Source organism: Mesorhizobium sp. M9A.F.Ca.ET.002.03.1.2 (genome assembly GCF_003952365.1).
Classification (GTDB): Bacteria; Pseudomonadota; Alphaproteobacteria; order Rhizobiales; family Rhizobiaceae; genus Mesorhizobium.
Map to the genome: position 1 here is coordinate 6,288,392 of NZ_CP034443.1, position 23,805 is coordinate 6,312,196.

Consider the following 23,805-nt stretch of genomic DNA (forward strand, 5'->3'; position numbering starts at 1 on the left):
GCTACTGGTGCGGCATCGTGATGCCGGCCGCGGTCGGCGGCAGCGTGGTCGGTGCCTGCCAATTAACGTCGACTTTGCCCGACGCGGTCAGCCCTTGCGGGAGAAAGGCGGCCTGATCGAGCCTAACGACAAGGACGTAGTCACGGCGCTGTCCTGTCGGTGTGATCTGGATCGACCCCTTCTGTCCCAGCGTTGTAGGGATCTTGCCCTTGGTCAGTTCCAACTTGAACCACAGGGGGACCGTACCTGAAAACACCGGCGTGACGACATGGGCGAGCATGTAGATCGGCTGCGTGAGCCGCACATGGTAGGTTGTGCTGTCGCCATTGGGCGTATCAAGCGATGTCGACCCCGTCGCCGACTTCGCGCCCAAGGTAACCAGCGCGCCGCCGATTGGAATGGTGCCGCTTATCTTGCAGAACTCTACTTTGCCGCCGACCACTAAGCCGGCAAGGCCAAGTGTATTTTGAATGCGAAAAGCGAGGCCGTCATTCTCATTCCAGCTGTGATCGATATGATCGACGTGGAGCGCGCCGTAGAAAGCTTCGTTGAATGCCGGCACAACCTCGAAACCAATGCGACCTGGAAGCGGCCAAGGGCAATCGGTCCAAGTTCGAGCGATATAGCCCGAGTAGCCGTACGATTGATCGTCATCGTGCGATCGTTAAATCCAAGATTGTTGAATGCCTCGATCGTGTCTTCGATTGGCCTTCCGTGACGTCGAACTGGACATCCTGGCCTGCGCGCCCGCGGTACGGTGCCGCCATTCTTGAAGTGACCAGTGTAGCGCTCGCGGGGAAATAGGAAGCCATCGCTGCCGATTTAGTATTTCTGAAGGTCGGATTATAGTCTTTGCAGGCCATCTCGCTCAGAATAATTCGCGGCGGAGGGCACGTAGCAAAGATGGGTTCGCAAGCTCGATCAACGGCATCTTCTCTGTCGAAACGCCAACAGTGACGCGCAGTAGAACCGCGAAGGCGTGACGAACGAGATCGAGAGAGTGATCGTCGGCCCAATAGTCGCTGGACGGTCTCTTGCGCGTTCTCGCCCAAGTTGGTGGCACGCCATGAGCGATGTCATTCCTGATCGCAAATGCAAGACTGGCCGCATTGGACCATGTCTGAAGAAGGGTGCGCTCGTCTCCCGCTGGCAGCGGTTGACGCGAATGTTTCAAGCATCCCGATCAAATCAGAGATCATCTTCGCGTCGGTCTCGGGTCGAATGCCCTTTGGATTGACGCCCTTGAGCTTCCACAACGCCGCTCCAGGTGATGTTCGATGCTGGCGGCGAAGATGATGATCGGCGCAATGCGCTGGCCAACCAGCGGCTTCAACCCAAGCCGCTCTTCGAGGGTATCGGCCCTTCCATAGGTCATTCGCGATCTCGCGACACCTTGCCCGGGGCGGACCATACATTTTTGCGGCAGCATCCTTCAAGATCCATTGTCGAGCATCCGCTCCGCCGGCAGCTTCTTGAGCCGCGCGTTCTCGTCCTCCAGCGCCGTCAGGGGACGGGCGTCGGACAATTCCATCCCGCCAAACTTCGCCTTGAACTTATAGAAGGTCGCTGCCGAAATGCCGTGCTTGCGGCAAAAGTCCGCCGTATTCGCACCGAGAATGTCTCGGGGCTTGAAGATCGATCAATCGAACCAACGTTGTGGATAGGTGGCAGAGCGGTCGATTGCGCATCCCTGATAAGGAGGTGGACCTTCATCGGTCTCGTGGGTTCGAACCCCGCCCTGAATTAGAAAAGCCCGCTCCTGGATTCAGTCGAGCGGGCCCTTAAAGGCTATTTTGTTTTCGGCTATGGTCCGCGGGTCACTTCGATGTCGACCGTCCGGATGGGCCCATTTCCCTTGCGTTTTGGCCCTTCGACATTCTGCTGTTTGAAGACATTGGAAACATCATTTCCGTTTGACCCTCAACCCGCTTGCGGCCAAGCTTTTGTGGCGAAACAGCCGGCTGTCTTCCTACTTCCGGAAGATCTATCATCCCCCAGGCGTTCGACGGGCGTCTTCTAAATCTGGACTTTAGGAACTTGCTTTGAGCGCGGGCCGACCTCACCCTCGGATGCAGCCTCTCTCAGCATCGGTGCCGTTGGTGGATCAAGGCAAACCAAAACGCCAATCTCTGCGCTCTCCAGTTTGTGGATGGCGTCGACGCCAACGTGCAGTCCACCTTTTCGGACACAACCAGTTCGCCGGAAACCAAACTCCTTGGCGCTCTTCTGAATGAGGCCAAAACTGCTTCATGTCTGTCAAACCGGCGCTATTTCTTTTTTTTCACCCTTTGCGTAAGAGCGGATCCCGCGACCGATTTGACTGCCTTTGAGGAGCTGTTAGAACGAAGCAACTTGGATGCCGTCGAAGCAACTTTCTTGCTCGTAGTCTCATTGGGTTTCTTCGCCATTGGTTTTCCCCGCGCGGTTGAGTCGGAGTAATACGCATTGTGATGCGTCTGCAATCAACTGCCGGAGAGCACTGTCCCCAACTTTCATTTTCCAACACTCGGTCCGGTTCCGCAAACAACCAAGCGGAGCAGGAACTATGCTCGCCTTCATTGCCTTTCACCTTTTGTCGGTCGGCATCGGCTGTTCTGCCGTCCTCCGTGATCAGCCACGCTAAGGCACGCAGGAATTCGAAATATGCGAGCACATCTTCGATGAAGATGTTGGCGATGCAACGTTTCTCATCACAGTATTTGACAAGGTAGCCGTTGCGACCGCCGAGCCTGCTGCCGTTTAACCAAAGACCAAGTCTCGCTGTCCATGTCGGCAATCTCTCATGATTGGTGAGATCGGCGACGGCGTAACTGCGAAGCCGGCGGCGCTTCGCGTCCTCGGCTGTGAGCGTGATCTCGCGGCGCTTCGCCTCCGCCGCGATCTAGCCGCGCCGGCCGATTAACGCGTCAATTGGCGCAAGGTCATTGTCAGCGCGCAGCTTGAGATATTCGAGCATCGAGAAGCCTGCAGCAAGGATCGCCTGTCGGACCTTATGCAGCGCCTGCTCGATGGATCCCATTGGTGGTGCGGTCCTGACATAATCCGCAGTGAAATGCCCTTGAGTCTTCACGTCAGTAGGCGAGGATACGTGGTCGCAATTGAGGGCTGTACGAAACCTCGAAAAGTTGCGCGATTGTTGGCCAGTAAGGCAATCCATCCCGGTCACGCAAATGGTCAAACGGCAGCAGTCTTCCGAGGTCGATAAATTCAAGGGCATCGAAATTGGGCAGCCGGATCCACTTCTGGTTCTACCACACATCGCGTCGCGTCGAGTAGTGCGAACTGTTCGCCGGTCGCAGCTGCGAGAAATCGTTCCCCTGTCTGATACGACCGTCTATGAGATGGAACAGCGTGGCGAGTTCCCACGACGCTTCAATCTCACCGCCCGCTGTGTTGTTTGGGACTTGGCAGAAGTCGAAGCGTGGATCGAGGAGCGGCGGAATGCGTCATCTGTCGGAAAAATCAAGACCAAGCCTGCGCCTGACGTAAGACTACGAAAGGCAAGACCCGTCAAATCGGATCAAGGATAACCGCTGCCTCTGCAGGCGGCTGGAGTCTGGGCGTGTGCTTTTTGCCTGCCGCCCACGCATCGACCATGTCCGCCCATTCCTGCAGCATATGACGACGCTGCGGCTCATATTCAGCTCTGTTGTAGACACCTCGAGAGGACCGCCTGTCGTCGTGGGCAAGGCATTTCTCAATCCAGTCGCGATTAAATCCGATCTCGTTCAGGAGTGTTGAGCCGGTGCGCCGAAGGTCGTGCACTGTGAAAGGCGCGAGCGGAAAGTCTTGCTGCTTTGCCCGCTCGACAATCGCCGCGGTTACCCGATTGAACGTCGCGCGCGACATGGGCTCATCGGCATCGTAGCGGGACGGCAGCACATATCGGGAGTTCGCCGCACAAGTCTTGAGCGCGATCATGATATCGAGGGATTGCTGTGACAGGTAGACGTTATGCGGCTTCTTCCGCTTCATTCGCTCTTTTGGGATGCTCCAGACGGCGTTCTCGAAATCGACCTCGTCCCAAGTCGCCTCGAGTAGTTCACTCTTTCGGACCATCGTGAGCAGGATGAACTTTAGGCCGACCCGAATCGTCGGCAGCGTCGGCACGTTTTCCAACTCTTTCAGCATTATCCGGATTTCTGCAGGCGACAGAGCGCGGTCTTTCGCCTCGAACGTGGCAATTGAGGCTGGTCCCACCTCGTCCGCAGGGTTGGCGATCTTCTCGCCGTGCAGAATGGCGTAGCTATAGATCTGCTTCACGACATCGCGGATATGGACGGCGGTTGCCGGCGCACCACGATCCCTCACCTTTGCGCAGAGCGCCCGCAAGTCGTCAGGTGTTATTTCGGTTAGGAGTCTTTTTTCCCAAATCGGCAAAATGTCGCGATCGAAAATAGCCTTGCGCATCGAGCGGGTGCTATCCGCCATCTTCGCTTCCTTTAACCAGCGCTTGCCTTGATCCCCGAAGCTCGCCGTGCCTGACAGGCGACGCTTCTCGCGCTGCTTTTCTTGCGCCGGCGACTTTCCGGCTGCCACCATTTTTCGCGCGGCAAGGCAGCGGTCGCGTGCCTCTGCCAGCGTGAGACCTCCGTTCCCATATCGGCCCAGCGTCACAGTCTCTCTCCGACCATTGGTCCGGTAGTCGTACCGAAACGCAATCTGCCCAGTCGGAGACACCGCAGCGTACATACCGTCACGGTCGGCAACTTTGTACATTTTGTCTTTCGGTTTCAGCCGCTTAAGGGCAATATCTGTTAACATAATGACAGAGGATCGGATCACAACTTGGGTTTCTCGGCCGCCAATTTTACCGTCATTAATTTTACCGTCAACTGTTAGGAACGATCATTGTATTTCAATGCTTTGATGGGCAAGAAGTGAGTGCGCTTGCAATCGGCGGGACGACGGTATTGCATGGCAGGAAAGAGAACGCTGAAACGCATGCCGTCAAATTTACCGCCAAATGATTCCGCTTCCAGGCGATAGATGGCGATAGATGCAGTAAGGAAAACACACTTATTTCAGAGGCTTATACAACTCTGATCGATACTTACCGAAAGCTAGCTAATGATGCACCTTTATTCCCACTCGATTGTGCCCGGCGGCTTGCTCGTCACGTCGTAGACGACGCGGTTGATGCCGCGCACTTCGTTGATGATGCGGGTGGCAGCAGTGCCCAGGAACGCCATGTCGTAGTGGTAGAAGTCCGCCGTCATGCCGTCGACCGAGGTGACGGCGCGCAGCGCGCAGACGAATTCATAGGTGCGGCCATCACCCATCACGCCGACGGTCTGCACCGGCAGCAGCACGGCGAAGGCCTGCCAGATGGCGTCGTAGAGGCCGGCCTTGCGGATCTCGTCGAGATAGATGGCGTCGGCCTCGCGCAGGATCTGCAGTTTCTCACGGGTGATGCCGCCAGGGCAGCGGATGGCGAGACCGGGACCGGGAAACGGATGCCGGCCGATGAAGCTCTCAGGCAGGCCGAGTTCCTTGCCGAGCGCCCTCACCTCGTCCTTGAACAGTTCGCGCAGCGGCTCGACCAGCTGCATGTTCATGCGCTCGGGCAGGCCGCCGACATTGTGGTGCGACTTGATCGTCACCGAGGGGCCGCCGGTGAAGGAGACGCTTTCGATGACATCGGGATAGAGCGTGCCCTGTGCCAGGAAATCGGCGCCGCCAAGCTTCTTGGCCTCTTCCTCGAACACCTCGATGAACAGCCGGCCGATGGTCTTGCGCTTCTTTTCCGGGTCCGATTCGCCTTCCAGCGCGCCAATAAAACGGTCCGAAGCATCGACCAGGATGAGCGGCAGATTGTAGTGCTGGCGAAACATTTCGACCACGCCTGCCGCCTCGTCCTTGCGCATCAGCCCGTGGTCGACAAGGATGCAGGTGAGCTGGTCGCCGACCGCCTCATGGATCAGCAGCGCGGCGACCGAGGAATCGACGCCGCCCGACAGCGCGCAGATGACCTTGCCCTTGCCGACCTGTCTGCGGATCGTCTCGACCGCATGCTCGCGGTAGGCGCGCATGGTCCAGTCGCCTTCGATGCCGGCGATGTTGTGGACGAAGTTCCGCAGCAGCCGGGCGCCGTCCGGCGTGTGCACGACTTCGGGGTGGAACATGATGCCGTACATCTTGCGCTCGACATCGCCGAAGATGGCGAAGGGCGAGCCTTCCGATTTTCCGAACACCTCGAACCCCTCGGGCAAGGAGATGACGCGATCGCCGTGGCTCATCCACACCTGATGGCGCTGACCGGGCGCCCACAGGCCCTCGAACAGCGGGCTGTCCTTCTCGATCTCGACGAAGGCACGGCCGAATTCGCGATGGTCGGAGCTTTCGGCGACGCCGCCCATCTGCACGCACATCGCCATCTGGCCATAGCAAATGCCAAGCACCGGCACGCCGGCGTCGAAAACGATCTGCGGCGCGCGCGGGCTGCCGATGTCGCTGGTCGAGGCCGGGCCGCCGGACAGGATCACCGCCTTGGGGTTGATGCGCTTGAACGCCGCTTCGGCCGACTGGAACGGCACGATCTCGGAAAAGACGCCGGCCTCGCGGATGCGCCTGGCGATGAGCTGCGTGAACTGGCTGCCGAAATCGACAATCAGGACGGTGTCTGGATGATTGGCTGTCTTCATGGCGAGCGTTTAAAGAAAGAAATGAGTCGGCGCAATGGGTCGCGAGGCGTCTCTCAATGCGATTGCGCGTCTTCATGCGATGAATCGAATTTCAGCGCACCGGATCCGATCGCCTGTTCCAGCCGCATGACCGCGTCTGCCAGCTTCTCATCGATGACATGGAGATACTCCTTCCAGTCGCCGACATGCCGGAGATCGGCAGCCCCGTCGGAAATGCCGCGCAGGCCGACGAGCGGCACGCCGAACAACTGGCAGGCGCGCAGGCAGGCGAAGGTCTCCATGTCGACCATGTCCTCGGCAATCGCATCGTAGGCGCTGCCGGAAATGATCGCCGCGCCGGTCGACAGCGTCGCCTCCCTTATATCAGGAATCCTGAACGGCAGCGTCACCGTCACCGGCAGGTCGAGAAACGGCGTCGCGCCCTTCTCGAAGCCCAATGGCGAGGCATCGATGTCGCGGTAGGCGACCGAAACGGCCTGGTAGATTTCCGTCTGTTCCAGTGTCCGGCTGCCCGCCGAACCGAGCGACACGACGAGATCCGGCAGCGCTTTTTCAGATTTCAGCCGCGACAGCTCCGCGCCCAGCCTAACACCTGCCTCGACCGGCCCCACCCCAGTCATGACAGGCGTGAAGAGCCGCTGCAGATGCGGGCCGTATTCCGCCTCAGCGGCCATGGCGAAAAGGACATCCCTGCCTGCGATCCGGACGAGATTGCGCATCGGGTCAGCCCTGAATGCCGTCGCGGCCGACCACGGTCATCATCGTCCCGGTCATGGTGGCTATCAGTTTGGCCTCGCCATCGGCGGCGAAGGCATAGGCCTGGCCGTCGGCGACGATGATGGTGCGGCCGGGCTTCGTCACCGAACCGCGGAACAGGAAGCGTTCGCCTCTGCCCGGCGCCAGCAGATTGACCTTGAATTCGATGGTCAGCACACTCGAGCTTTCCGGCATCAGCGAGAACGCGGCATAACCGCAGGCCGAGTCCAGCGCCGTCGAAATGACGCCGGCATGGAGGAAGCCGTGCTGCTGGGTGAGCGCTGCCGAATAGGGCATTTCGATCTCGATGATGCCGGGCGTCACCAGCGTCAGCTCGGCGCCGATGGTCGCCATGGCGTTCTGGCGCGCGAAGGACGTCCTGACGCGATCCTCATAGTCGGGGGCGGGTACGATCTTTGCTGCCATGGCTTGTCACGCTCCTGTCGGAAAAGCTTATCGCAGAGGCATGAGCGGCAGGCAATCGCTATTGCTGCACTGCAACAATCAGGTCCGCCGGCATGGCTCAGCCACCCTTGCGCAGCGCGCAGACGTAAAACCCGTCGGTACCGCTCAGCGCCGGCGACAGCGAAATGCCGCCTGCGGCGCCGATACGTGCGGCCGCTTCATGGCCCGGAAAGCGGCTGTTCCAGAGCTGGCGGTGATCAACCGGGACAAAGCCGCTGTTAAGATCCAGGAAGGCAGCGACCTGCTCGCCATTCTCCTCGTCGAACACCGAGCAGGTGATGTAGACCAGCAGCCCGCCTGGTTTGACGAAGGCTTTGGCTGCGTCGAGGATCGCCGACTGCTCGCCCTTGCGGGCGTCGAGCTGCTTCTGCGTCAGCCGCCATTTGGCGTCGGGCCGGCGCCGCCAGGTGCCGCTGCCGGTGCAGGGCGCATCGACCAGGACGATGTCCATGTGGCCCGAAAGCGGCTCAAGTTCCGCCGGCTTGGTGACGATTTGCACATTGCGGTTTTCCGAACGGCGGATGCGGTCGAAGATCGGCGCCAGCCGCGCCTTTTCGGCATCATGAGCAAAGACCTGGCCGCGATTGTCCATCGCCGCCGACAGTGCCAGCGTCTTGCCGCCGGCGCCGGCGCAAAAGTCGAGGACCTGCATCCCGGCCTCCGCGCCAGCCAGCGTGGCGGCGATTTGCGAGCCTTCGTCCTGAACCTCGAACCAGCCTTTCTGGAAGGCCGGTTCGGCCTGCACGTTGGGGTGCCGGCCGTCACCCACGATCGGCGGGATGCGGATGCCGTGCGGCGCGATCGGCGCAGCCCTGGCGCCGGTCTCGGCCAGTTCGGCGAGCACCTTGCTGCGATCGGCCCGCAGCGTGTTGACCCTCAGATCCAGCGGCGGGCGGGTCGCCAGCGCCGCGCCTTCGTCGACCCAGCTGGCGCCGAAGGCCTGCTCGAAAGGCGGCTCGCACCAATCCGGAATATCGGCGCGCACCGCCGGCGGCGCATCGGCAAGCCTGCCATCGGCGACCGCCTCCAACTCGTCGGCGTTGAGCAGCGGCGGCGCGAACTTGTCGCCATCGAGCGCTTCGTTCAGCGACTGCGCCGTCTGGCCCCATTCGAGCAGCAGAGCGCCGAAAGCGATGGCGCGCGGCGTGTCTTCGCCTAGCAAAAACCCGGCCGAGCGCTTCCGGCGCAGCGCGTCGTAGACGATGTTGCCGATCGCCGCGCGATCGCCGCCGCCGGCAAAGCGATGCGACAGACCCCAGTCCTTCAGCGCATCGGCCACCGGCCGGTGACGCTGGCCGATATCCTCCAGCACTTCGATGGCTGCCGCCAGCCGTCCGCCCAGTCTCATCTTTGTCTTCCATTATTCAGCAAATCAATTCCGGCCCTGCTCTTAGAGCTTTTCATGCCGTGAATGAAACAGTTCTGTTTGCCCGATGGCGAAACGAACCATCCGGAAGGCGGCGAGTGTCCGTCGATGCATCGCGAGCCGCCCCGACCAAGTGGGCGCCGGCCTGCGGAAAACAAACAACTCGGTCAATACATGACAAGTCTCTAATGCGCGCAACTGGCGCGCACAAGCATGCCGCTTGGAGCAACGCTCTGCTTTCCAAGTTTTTCGGTTGCGAATACTCTCCCCGCTGTGATTCGCGTCGCAGAAAAGGCGGAGCCGCGGATCGATACGAGGAGAGGGCAATGAAAACTTATCTGGCGGAAGTTCTGGGCACATTTCTACTGGTGTTCATCGGTACGGCTTCGGTGGTGACGGGCGGCTTCGGCGGCGCGTTGCCGCTGGGCCAGGAAGGCATCGGCCTTGCGTTCGGTATCGGCCTGATTGCGGCGGCCTATGCGATCGGCCCGATTTCGGGCGCGCATCTCAACCCGGCGGTGACGCTCGGCGTGTTCCTTGCCGGCCGGATGCAGGCCAAGGATGTCGTCCCCTATTGGATCGCGCAGGTCATCGGCGCCATCATCGCTTCGCTGGCGCTGTGGATCATCGTCTCCGGGCAGGTCGGCGGACATACCGGCGGCTTCGGCGCCAATGGCTGGGACGCGACGAAATGGGGCGTCAGCTCGGCATTCCTGTGGGAATTGATCGGAACCTTTACCTTCGTCACGGTGATCCTCGGCGTCACCAGCGGCAGCCACGCGACGGCCTTTGCCGGCCTGGTCATCGGGCTGACGCTGGCGGGGCTGCACTTCGCCATCATTCCGGTGACCGGCACATCGCTCAATCCAGCCCGCTCGATCGGCCCGGCGCTGTTTTCGGGCAGTGCCGCGATCGGCCAGCTCTGGCTGTTCATCGTCGCACCGCTGATCGGCGGCGCGATCGCAGGCGTGGTCGCCAAGACGCGCATCTTCGAGAAAGACTGACGGCCAAAGGCCTGAATCAAGAAAGGCGCGGGCCTAGCCCGCGCCTTTTTGTTTGGACAGGGCCTTTCCCGGCTCAGGCGAGTTCGAAGCGATCGGTGTTCATCACTTTGTTCCACGCCGCCACGAAATCTTTGGCAAACTTCTCCTTCGCATCCGCGGTAGCATAGACTTCCGCGAGAGCGCGCAGCTGAGAGTGCGAACCGAAGATGAGGTCCGCACGGGTGCCGCTCCATTTGAGCTCGCCTGTCGCCCGGTCGCGTCCTTCGAACACCTCCTTGGCATCCGATGTCGCCTTCCACACCGTGCCCATGTCGAGCAGGTTGACGAAGAAGTCGTTCGTCAGCGTCTCAGGCCGCTTGGTGAAGACGCCGTGCTTCGACTGCCCGGCATTTGCGCCGAGAACACGCAGGCCGCCGACGAGGACCGTCATCTCTGGCGCCGTCAACGTCAGCAATTGCGCCCGATCCACCAGCGCCTCCTCGGGGGACAGGCGCTGCCTGCCGCTGAGATAGTTGCGGAAACCGTCGGCGGCCGGTTCGAGCGGGGCGAAGGAGTCGACGTCGGTCTGCTCCTGCGACGCGTCCATGCGCCCCGGCGTGAACGAAACCTTCACGTCGTTGCCGGCGGCCTTCGCGGCCTTTTCGATCGCGGCGCCGCCGCCGAGAACGATCAGGTCGGCAAGCGAGACTTTCTTGTCGCCGGACTGTGCAGCGTTGAACTCGTTGCGGATCGCGTGGAGCGTCTCCAACACCGTCGCCAGTTGAGCCGGCTGGTTGACGTCCCAGTCCTTCTGCGGCGCGAGGCGAATGCGCGCTCCGTTGGCGCCACCGCGCTTGTCGGAGCCACGGAAGGTCGAGGCGGACGCCCAGGCCGTTGAGACCAGTTGCGGCACCGAAAGGCCGGAGCCGAGGATTTTCGCCTTCAGGGCGGCAACGTCCTGCTCGTCGATCAGTACATGGTCGACTGCCGGGATTGGATCCTGCCACGGCAGCTCTTCCTCGGGAACGAGCGGGCCGAGATAGCGCACGATCGGACCCATGTCGCGATGGGTCAGCTTGTACCACGCGCGGGCGAAGGCATCGGCGAACTGGTCCGGATTCTCATGGAAGCGCCGCGAGATCTTTTCGTAGGCAGGATCGAACCGCAGGGAGAGGTCGGTGGTCAGCATGGATGGCGCGTGACGCTTGGCCGCGTCGTGCGCATCCGGCACCGTGCGCGCGCCCGCGCCGCCCTTCGGCGTCCACTGGTGCGCGCCGGCCGGGCTCTTGGTCAGCTCCCATTCGAAGCCGAACAGATTGTCGAAGAAGTTATTGCCCCATTTCGTCGGCGTCGTGGTCCAGGTCACTTCCAGGCCGCTGCCGATCGCGTCACCGCCTTTGCCGGTGCCAAACGTGTTCGCCCAGCCGAGGCCCTGCTCCTCGATACCGGCGGCTTCCGGCTCCGGGCCCACCAGCGCGGCATCGCCGGCGCCGTGGGTCTTGCCGAAAGTGTGGCCGCCGGCGATGAGCGCGACGGTCTCCTCGTCGTCCATGGCCATGCGCGCGAAGGTCTCGCGGATATCGCGCGCCGCGGCCAGCGGATCCGGGTTGCCGTTCGGCCCTTCCGGATTGACGTAGATCAGGCCCATCTGCACGGCAGCGAGCGGGTTCTGGAGATCGCGTTCGCCGCTGTAGCGCTCGTCCGCCAGCCACTTGCCTTCGGGCCCCCAGTAGATGTCCTGTTCGGGCTCCCAGACGTCTGCGCGCCCGCCGGCGAAACCGAACGTCTTGAAACCCATCGATTCCAGCGCGACGTTGCCGGTGAGGATCATCAGGTCGGCCCAGGAGATCCTGCGGCCGTATTTCTGCTTGATCGGCCACAGCAGCCGGCGGGCCTTGTCCAGATTGACGTTATCAGGCCAGCTGTTGAGCGGCGCGAAGCGTTGCTGGCCGGCTCCGGCGCCGCCGCGGCCGTCGCCGATGCGATAGGTGCCGGCGCTGTGCCAGGCCATGCGGATGAACAGCGGCCCGTAATGGCCGAAGTCGGCCGGCCACCACTCCTGCGAGTCCGTCATCAGGGCATGCAGGTCCTTGATCACGGCGTTCAGGTCGAGGCTTTTGAACTCCTTGGCGTAATCGAACGCCTCGCCCATCGGATCGGACAGGGCCGACTGCTGGTGGAGAATTTGGACGTTCAGCTGGTTCGGCCACCAGTCGCGATTGGCCCTGGCAATGGTTGTGTGCACGACCGGGCACTTGCCCGCGCTGCTGTCATCGGTCTTTGCGTCCATCGTTCTCTCCGATTTGCTGACTTTTCCGGGATTTGTTGGTTTTCCCGACGGGCCATGAGCCACGCCACTCTGGAATGGTTCCAGACTAGGCCGCATTGCCGATAAAGACAAATTGCCTTTCCTGTTTATTGCGATAGGATTTCCTTATGATTGGTCTCACCGTCCGGCAGATGCAATATTTCGAGGCGCTGGCGCAGACGCTTCACTTCGGCCGCGCCGCGAAGCTGGCCGGCGTCAGCCAGCCGGCGCTGTCCTCGCAGATCGCGGAGATGGAGCTGCGGCTCAACTGCCGGCTGTTCGAGCGCGGCGGCAAATCGGTGCGGATGACCGACGAGGCGCTGGGCATGCTGCCGCGCATCGAGCGCATTCTTGCCGACATACGCGAGATCGAGACCGCGGCCCGGCGCGGCCGCCCGGCCATGGAAGGCCGCTTCCGGCTCGGCATCATCCCGACGGTGGCGCCCTATCTCCTGCCGCATGTGCTGCCGGAGCTGAAACGGCAGTTTCCGGCCTTGCAGCTCGAACTGCGCGAAGCGGTGACCGCGTCGCTGGTCGAGGATACCACCACGGGACGGCTCGACGCCTTCATCGCCGCGCTTCCCCTCGACCAGCCCGGCCTGATCACCGAAGAGCTCTTCCGCGACCGCTTCTTCCTGGCCGTGCCGACCGGCGATCCCGCCTTCGCCTCGCCGCCGGTTCCACCGGAAAGCCCGGCGCTGGAAAGGCTGATGCTGCTGGAGGAAGGCCATTGCCTGCGCGAACAGGCGCTCGCCGTCTGCGGCAGCGTGCGGCCGGTGGCGATGGCAAGCTACGGCGCGACCAGCCTGACGACGCTCTTACAGATGGTGGCGCATGGGCTCGGCGTCACGCTCATTCCGGAAATGGCGGCAGGCCCGGCCGGCGCCATGCGAGACCTGAAGATCGTGCCGTTCCAGGAGCCGATGCCGCAACGCACGATCTGCCTCGCATGGCGGCGCAACAAGGTTCGCCACGACGAATGCGTCGAGCTGGCGAAGATTATTCGGGGGTTGGGAGAGGTGGTGTTGGCGGCGTGAGGCGCAGGTGCCGCATACTTGCCAGTCAAAGTTCGCTTTCGACCTAAAGGGGGCGACCAACTCCCAGCCGACAGGTCGGCTGGCGCGAAAGCGGACGTCGGGTGCACCGTTCGAATCGCATCCGGCGCGCCAACTACCGCCAAGGGCCGCCATGATTAAGCCAGAGCCGCATCGGCTACGCTGGTCGAGATCGGCATATATTCGGGAGCGGAGGCAAGGCGGCTCTCGGCGGTGAAAAATTCGAATCGCTTGGAGTGAAGCTGCAGGGTTGCGCCATCACTGGGCGCACTTGGCTCAATTCGATCGACCTGAATCGGCCAGCGCATCTTGCTTGAAGCGGATTCGCTCTTTCGGCGCGATCACGCCGGTGGAAAGGGCCGCGAGGGCGGCGTCGCCAGCGTGAGCAGGTTGCCGTCTGGATCACGTACCTGCGCCAGCGTCGAATAATCGCCCTCGATGTCGTCTCCGAGTGCAATCCCCAACCCCTGCAGCCTGCGGCGCTCGGCCGCGACATCGTCGACGTAAAGGAATATCACACCTCTGTCGGCGATCTCGTTGCTGGTTGAAAGCATGACCCCGCCCTGGTCGGAAAGCTCCCACTGCACCAGCGTGTCCATCGGCCGGTAATCCGGCCCACGACCGAGCAGCTTCGTATACCAGCCTTCGGCCGCCGCAAGGTCCGCGGTCAGCAATGCGGTGTAGATCTTCCGCAGGTTCATTTGCTTTCTCCGGACTAAGCTCGGCGTTAACTCCTCCTCGACCAGAAAGGTTCCGTGCCATTTGGAATGTGCGGCCGCGCCGTTTTTTCAGTCAATGAGAGACTTCCCGATAAGGCGCAGCGCGACAAAAGGCGCGGCGGCCGGAACGATCCACATGAGATGACGTTTTGTGTGAGATCGCTCAAGGGAAGCGTCATGAACAATCTGCAACTCACGCGCAATCCAATCGCCAAGACCGGAATGCTCATCCGCAAGCCGGTCGAGCATGTATTCGAAGCGATTGTGAACCCCGGCGTGACGACGAAGTTCTGGTTCAGCAAGGGCAGCGGAAGGCTCGAGACCGGCAAGGCGGTCACGTGGGAATGGGAGAGCCACGATGTCTCCATCGAGGTGACGCCGAAGGTCGTGGAGCCCAACAAGCGGGTGGTGATCGAGTGGCCTGGCTATAGCGGCCCGACGACTGTGGAATGGACGTTCCAATCCATTCCCGGCGGCACGACCTTTGTACGCGTGCAGGAATCCGGATGGACGGGAGATGCCGATAAGCTCATGCGCTATGTCGCCGATTCCACGCAAGGCTTCACGCTTTTGCTTGCGGGGCTAAAGGCGTGGCTCGAGCACGGCATCCAGTTGAACCTGACGCTCGATCGCTATCCGAAGGATATCGAGGACCAACAGTTCGAGTAAGACCGAGCGGAAACTCGTCGTGCAGAAAATTTGGGACCAGCAGCCGGCGGTATCGGAGAAAGGCCCTTCGGGTCAGGCGATCAAACCACGTGATCCAAGGAGGAAAATATGGACCGAAAACTCGTTGAGCCCGACGTGAGCGATCGACCGCATGATACGCGCGTCGAGCGAGTGATGAGCGCCTCATGCCAAGCCATCTACAGGAGCTTCACGACGGACTGGGAGGGCTGGTTCGCACTCGAAGGCGCTCTCATCGCCGATCCGGTCCTGAACGGCCAGTTGTTCTTCGTGGTGGAGCACGAGGGCAAACGCCATCCCCATTACGGTCGCTTTCTCACGCTGGAGCCTGACCGCAAGGTCGAACTGACATGGCTCACGGGCACGGATGGCACGCAGGGCGCAGAGACCGTGCTTTCTGTCGATCTTGAGCCGCGCGCAGGTGGATGTACGCTGACGCTAATCCACCGCGGCTTCTACGACCAAGAGCACGCAGATCATCACGGCAAATCTTGGGAGCAGATTCTTGCCGGGCTCGACAAGCGCCTGACGAACTGACGATAACTAACCGAGAGATCACGGCGCCGCGCGCCGCCGTGAAAGCGGCGCTAACGAACATCCTGCTCAACCGGCCCCGTGCGGCTAGCCGGCGACAGAATTCCTCGGGCCACCACAGCATGGAGGCCATTCCGCCCATGACGAGAAGTATCGGCTGCTGGGCCGGATTGCCGACGCTCTGCGTCGCGAGATCGACCCCATCGGCACGGGGATCACCAGATCGTTCATGCCAGGCCTTCGCGGCGCAGAGCCGCTTGAACGGCAGGCCGCACTTCGATGCGCGCGATGTAATCGCGAAGCGGCTCGGGCAGTGGAAATCCGAGCTCCGCCGCGCCGCGGGCCAACTGGAACAGATAAGGATCCGCGACGGTGAAGGTCTCCCCGAACAGATACCCCCGCTCCAGCCGGCCCGCGGCGAAGCGAAGCCAGTGCAGTATTTCCTGGGTGACCGGCTCCCTGACGTCTTCTGGAAGCGCCAGGTACGTGGGAAAGCGCTTGTGAATCTCGGTCGCGATGAAGCTCAGCATCTCGAGCAGGCGGTAGCGGCCCAGATGACCGTGCGGCGCGAGCTCCGGCGCGCGATCCGCGACCCAGGCTAGGATCGCGACATTCTCGGTCAGCACCTCTCCGTCGTCGAACACGAGAGCGGGTACATAGCCCGTCGGATTGATATCGGTATAGCGGCCACCCCCTTCGATCTGCTTGGTCTCGATGTCGACCTTGACCACGTCGAACTGAATTCCAGCCTCCAGCATCGCGATATGGTCGGCCAGGCTGGAGAAACCGGGCGCAGAGTAGAGCTTCATCGGTCGACTCCTTCCATTGTGCTTGCATTTAACAACTGGTTGCAATCTAGGTCTACTGCTGCGATTATGCAAGCGGTTTTGAAGGACGACGGAATATGGGCGCGAACACCGATCAGGCTGCCCGATCAATCTCACGCTGGAAGTGCTCAGCGCCACAAGCAAAAGGCGATCCCCCGACAAGCGCTTATCCGATCGTTTTCGGCGCTCGCGCGATCGCACAAAAAGAGATTCACGGAACAAAGATCAGAAATACGTAGGTAAAAAAGACTACCAGGTGGACCAGACCGGTCAGGAACGTCGTTCTTTCGTTGCTGAAGCTGACACTGCTTATGAAAAGCGCCAAGACCAAAAGTACGGTGTCAGAAGCAGGGAGCCCGAGGGTTAGGCCCCTTCCCGTCAGCAGGCTCGCGGCCGCGACTGCCGGTATCGTCAAACCGATTGTCGCGCAAGCCGAACCCATCGCGACATTCAAACCGCGCTGCAGCTCGTTGTTGAGTGCGGCACGAACCGCTGAAACGGATTCCGGCATCAGGACCAGGCCCGCGATCAATGCCCCAACAATGGCATCGGCCTGGGTCACCTGGTAAGCAATGAGCGCATCTTCAACGCTGGCGGCGACTTGCTCGGCGAGCATGACAATTCCGATCAGTCCGATTACCAAGAGCAGGGCGCTCGCCGAGATGCTCTCATGAGGGGCAGCCCGCGTCGAAGCGCCGTGCGCTTCGAGGAAATCGTCCCGGTGCCGGACCGTCTGCGCGAACAGGAAACCCGTATAGAGCAGCACTGAAAGTGCGCTCACAAAACCAAGTTGAGCCGCCGAAAATGTGCCAGGATCCGTAGCTCGCGTATAGGTCGGCAGAATAAGCGTCATGACGGTCAGCGCGATCAGGACCGCCAAATAGGCGCTGGTCCCTTGTCGAACGATTGTCTGCTTGCGATGACGCCAGCCGCCAAGCGTGAGACACGTGCCGACAACCCCGGTGGATGTGATCATCACCGTCGAGAAGACGGACTCGCGTGCAAGCGTGGGGTTGTTCTCTCCATGCAGCATCATGGAAACGATGATCGATACTTCGATGGCCGTCACGGCAATGGTCAGCACCAACGTGCCGTAGGGCTCCCCTACACGCCGAGCCACCGCCTCGGCGTGGTCGAGCACCACAAAGATGGTGGTGAACATGATAGCGCTCGAAAGCGCTCCGATAACGATCCTGATGTTGAGGGAATCTTGGTCTACCGAGAGCCCGCTGGCCCTGACCGCGATGGCCGTAACCAGGGCGGCCAGCGGCATCGCATAAGAAACCGCCGATCTTGCGAAACCACTCATTGCAGCCTTTGCGCTTCCGCGAATCTTGGGGGAAAGCCTAATGCATGTCGCCCAAAAGTGCGCAGCGGTTTTGGGATAACGACATGCATAAAAACAAGAACTTAAAGCGCGTCGCGTGAATCCTTTCAGACGCGACGCGGTTTAGAGCATCTTGCGCAAACCGGCAGGCCCCATCGGCTGGCGTTCGACTCCTCACAAACGGCATCACCGCGGCTCCACAAGATGCCGCAGGATTGCGACCTTGGCTCACGCCGTCTTCGCCGCCACCAGCCCCAGCTCCTCGACCATCGCCTCGCGCATCAAAAACTTCTGCGGCTTGCCTGTCACCGTCATCGGCAGTTCGCTGCGGAAGCGGATGTGGCGCGGGATCTTGTAGTGGGCGATCTGGTCCTTACAGAAGGCCTTGATTTCCTGCTCGGTGGCGATCTGGCCGGGCTTCAGCACGACCCAGGCGCAAAGCTCCTCGCCGTATTTCGGGTCAGGAATACCGAACACCTGCACTTCCCTGACTTTGGGATGACGATAGAGGAACTCCTCGACCTCGCGCGGATAGACGTTCTCGCCGCCGCGGATGACCATGTCCTTGACCCGGCCGACGATGTTGCAATAGCCCTCGGCATCGATGGTGGCGAGGTCGCCAGTGTGCATCCAACCGTCGGCGTCGATCGCCTCGCTGGTCTTTTCCTCGTCGTCCCAATAGCCTTTCATCACGGAATAGCCGCGCGTGCAGAGCTCGCCCGGCGCGCCGACCGCAACGGTGGCGCCGTCGGCATCGATCGCCTTGACCTCGACATGGGGATGGACGCGCCCGACCGTCGAGACGCGCTTTTCCAGCGGATCGTCGACGCTGCTCTGGAACGACACCGGGCTGGTCTCGGTCATGCCATAGGCGATGGTCACCTCTTCCATGTGCATCAGCGACACCACCTTCTTCATCACTTCGATGGGGCACGGCGAGCCGGCCATGATGCCGGTGCGCAGGCTGGTAAGATCGAAGGACTGAAAATCGGGATGATCGAGCAGGCCGACGAACATGGTCGGCACGCCGTAGAGGCCGGTGCAGCGCTCGCCCGCCGCCGCTTTCAGCGTGGCGCCGGCATCGAAGCCCTCCCCCGGGAAAACCATGGTGGCGCCCTTGGTGACGCAGCCGATCGTGCCCATCGACATGCCGAAGCAGTGATAGAGCGGCACCGGGATGCACAGCCGGTCGTCGACGGTGAGCCTGATCGCCGAGGTGACGAAATTGCCGTTGTTGACGATGTTGTTGTGGGTCAGCGTCGCGCCCTTGGGGGCGCCTGTCGTGCCTGAGGTGAACTGGATGTTGATGGCGTCGTCGGGCTTCAGCCCCTCGGAGATGCGGTCGAGGCTGTCATGCTCGTCGCGTCCTGCCATCGCCAGCACGTCGGCGAAATTGAACATGCCGGGCGAATTCTCCTCGCCCATGCGGATAACGATCTTCAGCGCCGGCAATTTTTTCGCCTCGAGCTTGCCCGGCGTCGCCGTCGCGATCTCCGGCGCCAGCGTTTCGATCATGCCGAGATAGTCGGAGGTTTTGAACCTGGCCGCCGTGACCAGCGCCTTACAGTCGACCTTGTTCAGCGCGTAGTCCAGCTCGGTCAGTCGGTAGGCCGGGTTGATGTTGACCAGGATCAGGCCGATGCGCGCGGTGGCGAATTGCGTCACCAGCCACTCCCAGCGGTTGGGCGACCAGATGCCGACGCGGTCGCCCTTTTCCAGGCCGAGCGCCAGGAAACCGGCGGCCAGCGCATCGACGGTGTCGTACAGCTCGCTCCAGGTGAAGCGCTTGTCCTGGTCGACGAAGACGGCGGCATCGAGCGTGCCGTATTTGCTGACCGTATCGGAAAGCAGCGCCGGGATCGTCTGCTGCAGCAGCGGCACGGTGCGCTCGCCCGATACATGCGCCTTGCCGTCGACCGGCGCGACGAAGGTGCCGTCCTTGCGCGGGCCGCGCAGGTTGGTGGCGTTCTTCAACTCGTCGAGATTGATCGGCATCGCTGTCTCCTCCACGGACAAACCCGAGTCTATCAGCCTGCCCGGGCGGTGGAAATCCCGCCGATGGTATGGGCAGGGCTTCGAAGTCAGGTCGCACCTCAAGTCGGAGCCCTGTGAGGGAAGGCGCCGAAACAAAAAACCCGCCTCGGCGGGCGGGTCGTTGGCGCAAATTCGCACCATGCTCGAATTGATAGCATAAGTGACGGCACAAAGCAAGAACAAACATGCCATGCTTCAGGGGGCAATCGCTCCAGGTTGGCGCTGCCCCTCATCGCCCTCCCGGGCACTTCTCCCCGTATAGTGACGGGGAGAAGGACGCCTTCGCAAAGGATTTCGCCAATCTCCAGCGATGCAGAAATGGCGCCAGCGTTGCGGCCAAGTCCCTTCTCCCCGTCCTTCACGGGGAGAAGGTCCCGGCAGGGGGTTGAGGGGCGGCGCCGACATCAACACGAGTTGGACGAGCTATCTCTTCACCGATGCCATCTTCGCCGCGATGTCGCGCAAAAAAGCCTCGTCGGCTGCCGCGCGCGTCTTCCGCGATGCGACGAGGCAGGCCTGCGAGCGCAGGATGACGCCGTCGGCCAGCACCTTCAGATGGTTGGCGCGCAGCGTCGAGCCTGACGTGGTGATGTCGACGATGACATCGGCCAATCCCGCCGCCGGCGCGCCTTCGGTGGCGCCCAGGCTCTCGACGATCCGATAGACCTGGATGCCGTGCTTTTGCGAAAAGAACTGCTGGGTCAGCCGCCAGTATTTGGTGGCGATCCTGAGCCGCCTGCCGTGGCGCTGACGGAAGTCGGCGGCGACATCGTCGAGATCGGCCATGGTATCGACATCGAGCCAGATGTCGGGCACCGCCACCACGACATCGGCATTGCCGAAGCCAAGGTGGGCGACGATCTCCGCGCGCGCCTCCCAGTCTGCGAGGCTTTCGCGCAGCAGATCCTCGCCGGTGATGCCGAGATCGACCGAGCCCTGGCCGATCTCGCCAGCGATCTCGGACGCCGACAGGAATGCCACCTCGACGGTATCCACGCCTTCGATGCGGGCACGGTATTTGCGCTCGTCGCCGGGCAGGCTGACGGCAAGCCCGGCGCTCGCCAGCACCTCCAGCGCCTGCTCCTTGAGCCGGCCTTTCGACGGGATCGCCAGCGTGATCATCGCGCCTTCTCCCGCAACGCCTCGATGCGGTCGAGCCAGACGGAAAAGCCGACACCGGGGATCGGCGTTTTGGCACCGAGCAGCGTCAGCAGCCGGTCGTAACGGCCGCCGCCGGCCAGCGGCCGGTCGCTGTCTTGCGCCGCAATCTCGAAGACCAGGCCGGTGTAGTAATCGAGCGGACGGCCGAACGCCGCGTCGTAGCGGATTTTTTCGACTGGCAGGCCATGCGCTTCGATCGCCTTGGCGCGCGCCGAAAAATTGTCCAGCGCCGCGCCCAGCGAAAGGCCGGCGTCGGTCGCGAAGGTTTCGAGCGCCTGTGCCGCACTGTTAAGCGGCACGTGGATAGCCAGAAAATCTTTTAGCGCCGAGAACGCCTCGTTCGACAGCCGCACGCTGCGCAGCTCGGCCTTCTCGATCAGCCGCCGCGCGATGTCGGACGGCGAGCGCCCGGCCGATGCCGAGAGGCCCGCCTGCTCCATGCCGCCGACGATGTGCGACGAAAGCCCTTCCAGATCGCCGTCGAGGACGAGGGCGGCGACCGGGCCGGAGAGCTGGCCGTTGCGCGGCGGATTGGCGAGGTCGGCAAGGGCTGCCTCCAGCATCGCCGCCGAACCGAAGGCACGGGCCAGCCGCATGCGCCAGCCGCGCGGCAGCCCAAGAGCTGCCAGCACCGCCTCGAAAATGGTCTGGTCGCCGAGCGTAACTGCTAGTGCCTGGCCCGGCAGCGCCAGCGAAAGCAGCGCGTGCGCATCGACCAGCGAACGGGCGTCGGCCTGCGCGGTGTCGCGGTCGCCGAGATCCTCGATGCCGGCCTGGAAGAATTCATTGCCGCCCTCGCGGCGCTGGCGAAACACCTCGCCGAGATAGGAATAGCGGCGCGGCGTGCCGGCCTGGCTGGCGATGTGGTCGAGACAGACCGGAATGGTGAATTCCGGCCTGAGACACAGCGTCTGGCCGGTCTCGCTTTCGGTGAGGAAAATACGCCGGCGCAGATCCTCTCCCGCCATGTCGAGGAACGGGTCGGCAGGCTGCAGCACCGCGACTTCAACCTCATGCGTGTTTCGCGCGGCGAAGAGCTTGGCGATGTCCGATGCGATGGCGGGGTAGCGGGAGGTCACGAGACGCCACCTTGCCTTTTCCCCTTGTGGGAGAAGGTGGCTTGGCGCGCAGCGCCAAGACGGATGAGGGGTGCTAGAAGAAATGAGGCGTCGGCGTTCCCTGGAACACCCCTCATCCGACCTCGCTTCGCGAGGCCACCTTCTCCCACAAGGGGAGAAGGGAAGGCTGGCGCCCTACTTGCCACGCGCCCGTTCCTCCGCCTGCGCCGCGAGTATCTTCCTCACCTCAGCGACCAGCTCACCCTCCGCCACCGTCACCTGCGCCGGGCGCGCGGCGCGCCATTCGGCGTTGTCGACGATCTCGGCCGACATGCGGGCGCCCTCGATCAGGTCCTTGATCTGCAGCTCGCCCTTGGCGCGCTCGTCGTCGCCCTGGATGATGGCGACCGGGCTGCCGCGGCGGTCGGCATATTTGAGCTGCGCCTTCATGCCGGCGCCGCCGAGATACATTTCGGAGCGGATGCCGGCGGCGCGCAGCTCGGCCACCATCTTCTGGTAGCGGCCGAGGCTTTCGGTGTCCTTGTCCATGGTGAGCACGACGACCGGCGCAATGACATCCGACGTGTCGAGCTTGCCGAGGTTCTTCAGCGCCGTCATCAGCCTGGAGACGCCGATGGAAAAGCCGGTCGCCGGCACCGGCTCGCCGCGAAAGCGCGAGACGAGGCCGTCATAACGCCCGCCGCCGCCGACCGAGCCGAAGCGCACGATTTTTCCCTCTTCGTTGGGGATCTCGGCCAGGAGTTCGGCTTCGTAGACCGGGCCGGTGTAATATTCGAGGCCGCGGACGACGGAAGGGTCGATCTTAACACGGCCATCATCGTAACCAGCAGCGGCAATCATGCTGCCGATCTCGTCGAGTTCTTGAACGCCCTCCGTACCTCGGTCCGAACCTGCGACTGCTCCCCACATCATGTGAAGACTTTGCATCGCATCACTCTCGTTAGGACTGGACAAAAGTAAAACGCGATCAGCTTGTGACTTGGTGAGCGCTACACCCTTCGTAAAATCGCCTTCACCTTCCTTGCCACCGTCCCAGCGACCCGGGCCGAGCAGTAGCCGCACACCCTCCGGGCCAAACTTGTCGAGCTTGTCGATCGTCCTCAGCACTTGCAGCCGGCGCCCGGCATTCTCGTCGCCGCCAAGGCCGATCGCCTCCAACACGCCGTCCAGCACCTTGCGATTGTTGACCCTGATCACGTAGTCGCCGCGCTTGATGCCGAGCGCCTCCATCACGTCGGCCATCATCATCGCCATTTCGGCGTCGGCAGCGACGCCCGGCGTTCCCACCGTGTCGGCGTCGAACTGCATGAACTGGCGGAAGCGGCCGGGGCCTGGCTTCTCGTTGCGGAACACCCAGCCGGAACGGTAGCTGCGATAGGGCTTCGGCAGGCGCTCGTAATTCTCGGCGACGAAGCGGGCCATCGGCGCGGTCAGGTCGTAGCGCAGCGACAGCCACTGGTCGTCATCGTCCTGGAACGAGAACACGCCTTCGTTCGGCCGGTCCTGGTCGGGCAGGAATTTGCCCAGCGCATCGGTGTATTCGATCAGCGGCTGGTCGACCGGCTCGAAGCCGTAAAGCTCGTAGACCGAACGGATCGTCGCCATCATCTTCTCGACGGCGCGGATGTCGTCGGCGCCGCGGTCGACAAACCCGCGCGGCAGCCGCGCTTTCATCTTTTCCGATTTGTCAGCCATGGGATGGGTACTCGGTGTTTCCTAGCGCTCCGTGGATCGGTCAAGTAACCGATTTCTACGGCGCGGGTGTCCTAACCGATGCAGCCGGGAGCGGCAAGGGTTTGCACCTTTCCTGAAACAAACCACGCACAAATGAAACAATTCCGCCATAAGCGCGGCATCGTG

The 23,805-nt window shown here is 62.1% G+C and carries 20 protein-coding genes and 2 pseudogenes; 5 read left to right on the forward strand and 17 right to left on the reverse strand.

What is annotated here, in order from left to right; genetic code table 11:
* Position 1: 1 nt before the first annotated feature.
* From EJ066_RS30615 to EJ066_RS31585, 3 genes and pseudogenes are all read right to left on the reverse strand, one after another.
* Complete coding sequence (locus EJ066_RS30615; RefSeq protein WP_091595768.1) at positions 2–562, reverse strand: hypothetical protein; 561 nt, start codon at positions 560–562, stop codon at positions 2–4.
* Positions 563–1,441: 879 nt separating this feature from the next.
* Positions 1,442–1,636 (reverse strand): annotated as a pseudogene (locus tag EJ066_RS30620) (transposase); the annotation flags it as partial.
* 1,245 nt (positions 1,637–2,881) lie between these two features.
* The gene (locus EJ066_RS31585; RefSeq protein WP_164746654.1) at positions 2,882–3,019 is read right to left on the reverse strand and encodes a hypothetical protein; all 138 of its coding nucleotides are present in this window, start codon (positions 3,017–3,019) and stop codon (positions 2,882–2,884) included.
* 256 nt (positions 3,020–3,275) lie between these two features.
* On the opposite strand from EJ066_RS31585, the gene EJ066_RS30630 reads away from it, so the two are divergent.
* Positions 3,276–3,530, forward strand: a complete 255-nt coding sequence (locus EJ066_RS30630; protein WP_091595894.1) for an AlpA family phage regulatory protein — start codon at positions 3,276–3,278, stop codon at positions 3,528–3,530.
* On the opposite strand, the gene EJ066_RS30635 is transcribed toward EJ066_RS30630, so the two are convergent.
* The 5 genes from EJ066_RS30635 to EJ066_RS30655 form a co-directional block, all read right to left on the reverse strand.
* On the reverse strand, positions 3,511–4,764 hold the full coding sequence (locus EJ066_RS30635) for a site-specific integrase (protein WP_091595769.1): 1,254 nt from the start codon (positions 4,762–4,764) through the stop codon (positions 3,511–3,513). The genes EJ066_RS30630 and EJ066_RS30635 overlap by 20 nt on opposite strands.
* Positions 4,765–5,081: 317 nt before the next feature.
* Entirely contained in the window at positions 5,082–6,644 is a 1,563-nt protein-coding gene (gene guaA, locus EJ066_RS30640) for a glutamine-hydrolyzing GMP synthase (RefSeq protein ID WP_126043595.1), read from the reverse strand.
* 53 nt (positions 6,645–6,697) lie between these two features.
* Positions 6,698–7,363 carry a 5'-methylthioadenosine/S-adenosylhomocysteine nucleosidase gene (locus EJ066_RS30645; protein WP_126043596.1) on the reverse strand — a complete coding sequence of 222 codons (666 nt, stop codon included), beginning with the start codon at positions 7,361–7,363 and terminating at the stop codon, positions 6,698–6,700.
* Positions 7,364–7,367: 4 nt separating this feature from the next.
* Positions 7,368–7,826, reverse strand: coding sequence for a PaaI family thioesterase (locus tag EJ066_RS30650; RefSeq protein WP_126043597.1), 459 nt, complete (start codon positions 7,824–7,826; stop codon positions 7,368–7,370).
* Positions 7,827–7,923: 97 nt separating this feature from the next.
* The gene (locus EJ066_RS30655; protein WP_126043598.1) at positions 7,924–9,213 is read right to left on the reverse strand and encodes an RsmB/NOP family class I SAM-dependent RNA methyltransferase; all 1,290 of its coding nucleotides are present in this window, start codon (positions 9,211–9,213) and stop codon (positions 7,924–7,926) included.
* A 344-nt stretch (positions 9,214–9,557) separates the two neighbouring features.
* Between EJ066_RS30655 and EJ066_RS30660 the strand changes: the two genes are divergently transcribed.
* Positions 9,558–10,235, forward strand: coding sequence for an aquaporin (locus EJ066_RS30660; protein ID WP_126043599.1), 678 nt, complete (start codon positions 9,558–9,560; stop codon positions 10,233–10,235).
* Between the two features lie 73 nt (positions 10,236–10,308).
* Here the strand turns inward: EJ066_RS30660 and katG are convergent, their stop codons facing one another.
* On the reverse strand, positions 10,309–12,504 hold the full coding sequence (katG, locus tag EJ066_RS30665) for a catalase/peroxidase HPI (RefSeq protein WP_126043600.1): 2,196 nt from the start codon (positions 12,502–12,504) through the stop codon (positions 10,309–10,311).
* A gap of 146 nt (positions 12,505–12,650) precedes the next feature.
* Here katG and EJ066_RS30670 point away from each other — a divergent pair, with 146 nt between their 5' ends.
* Entirely contained in the window at positions 12,651–13,559 is a 909-nt protein-coding gene (locus EJ066_RS30670) for a hydrogen peroxide-inducible genes activator (RefSeq protein ID WP_126043601.1), read from the forward strand.
* A 359-nt stretch (positions 13,560–13,918) separates the two neighbouring features.
* Here the strand turns inward: EJ066_RS30670 and EJ066_RS30675 are convergent, their stop codons facing one another.
* Positions 13,919–14,278: a VOC family protein gene (locus EJ066_RS30675; protein ID WP_126043602.1), complete on the reverse strand. Its 360-nt coding sequence runs from the start codon at positions 14,276–14,278 to the stop codon at positions 13,919–13,921.
* Between the two features lie 195 nt (positions 14,279–14,473).
* On the opposite strand from EJ066_RS30675, the gene EJ066_RS30680 reads away from it, so the two are divergent.
* Both EJ066_RS30680 and EJ066_RS30685 read left to right on the forward strand, forming a co-directional pair.
* Entirely contained in the window at positions 14,474–14,965 is a 492-nt protein-coding gene (locus EJ066_RS30680; protein WP_126043603.1) for an SRPBCC family protein, read from the forward strand.
* Positions 14,966–15,073: 108 nt separating this feature from the next.
* On the forward strand, positions 15,074–15,520 hold the full coding sequence (locus tag EJ066_RS30685; RefSeq protein ID WP_126043604.1) for an SRPBCC domain-containing protein: 447 nt from the start codon (positions 15,074–15,076) through the stop codon (positions 15,518–15,520).
* 70 nt (positions 15,521–15,590) lie between these two features.
* Here EJ066_RS30685 and EJ066_RS32320 read toward each other — a convergent pair.
* From EJ066_RS32320 to hisS, 7 genes and pseudogenes are all read right to left on the reverse strand, one after another.
* Positions 15,591–15,748 (reverse strand): annotated as a pseudogene (locus EJ066_RS32320) (alpha/beta hydrolase); the annotation flags it as partial.
* Positions 15,745–16,326 carry a glutathione S-transferase N-terminal domain-containing protein gene (locus EJ066_RS30695; protein ID WP_126043605.1) on the reverse strand — a complete coding sequence of 194 codons (582 nt, stop codon included), beginning with the start codon at positions 16,324–16,326 and terminating at the stop codon, positions 15,745–15,747. The pseudogene EJ066_RS32320 and the gene EJ066_RS30695, both read right to left, overlap by 4 nt.
* 229 nt (positions 16,327–16,555) lie before the next feature.
* Positions 16,556–17,653, reverse strand: a complete 1,098-nt coding sequence (locus EJ066_RS30700; protein WP_126043606.1) for a calcium:proton antiporter — start codon at positions 17,651–17,653, stop codon at positions 16,556–16,558.
* Positions 17,654–17,899: 246 nt separating this feature from the next.
* Positions 17,900–19,666 carry an AMP-binding protein gene (locus tag EJ066_RS30705; protein WP_126043607.1) on the reverse strand — a complete coding sequence of 589 codons (1,767 nt, stop codon included), beginning with the start codon at positions 19,664–19,666 and terminating at the stop codon, positions 17,900–17,902.
* A gap of 462 nt (positions 19,667–20,128) precedes the next feature.
* Positions 20,129–20,827 (reverse strand): ATP phosphoribosyltransferase, encoded by a 699-nt coding sequence (hisG, locus tag EJ066_RS30715; RefSeq protein ID WP_126043609.1) that lies wholly within the window; start codon positions 20,825–20,827, stop codon positions 20,129–20,131.
* Positions 20,824–21,945, reverse strand: coding sequence for an ATP phosphoribosyltransferase regulatory subunit (locus EJ066_RS30720; protein ID WP_126043610.1), 1,122 nt, complete (start codon positions 21,943–21,945; stop codon positions 20,824–20,826). The genes hisG and EJ066_RS30720 overlap by 4 nt, the downstream gene beginning before the upstream one ends.
* Before the next feature lie 174 nt (positions 21,946–22,119).
* Positions 22,120–23,640, reverse strand: a complete 1,521-nt coding sequence (gene hisS, locus EJ066_RS30725; protein WP_126043611.1) for a histidine--tRNA ligase — start codon at positions 23,638–23,640, stop codon at positions 22,120–22,122.
* Positions 23,641–23,805 lie beyond the last annotated feature (165 nt).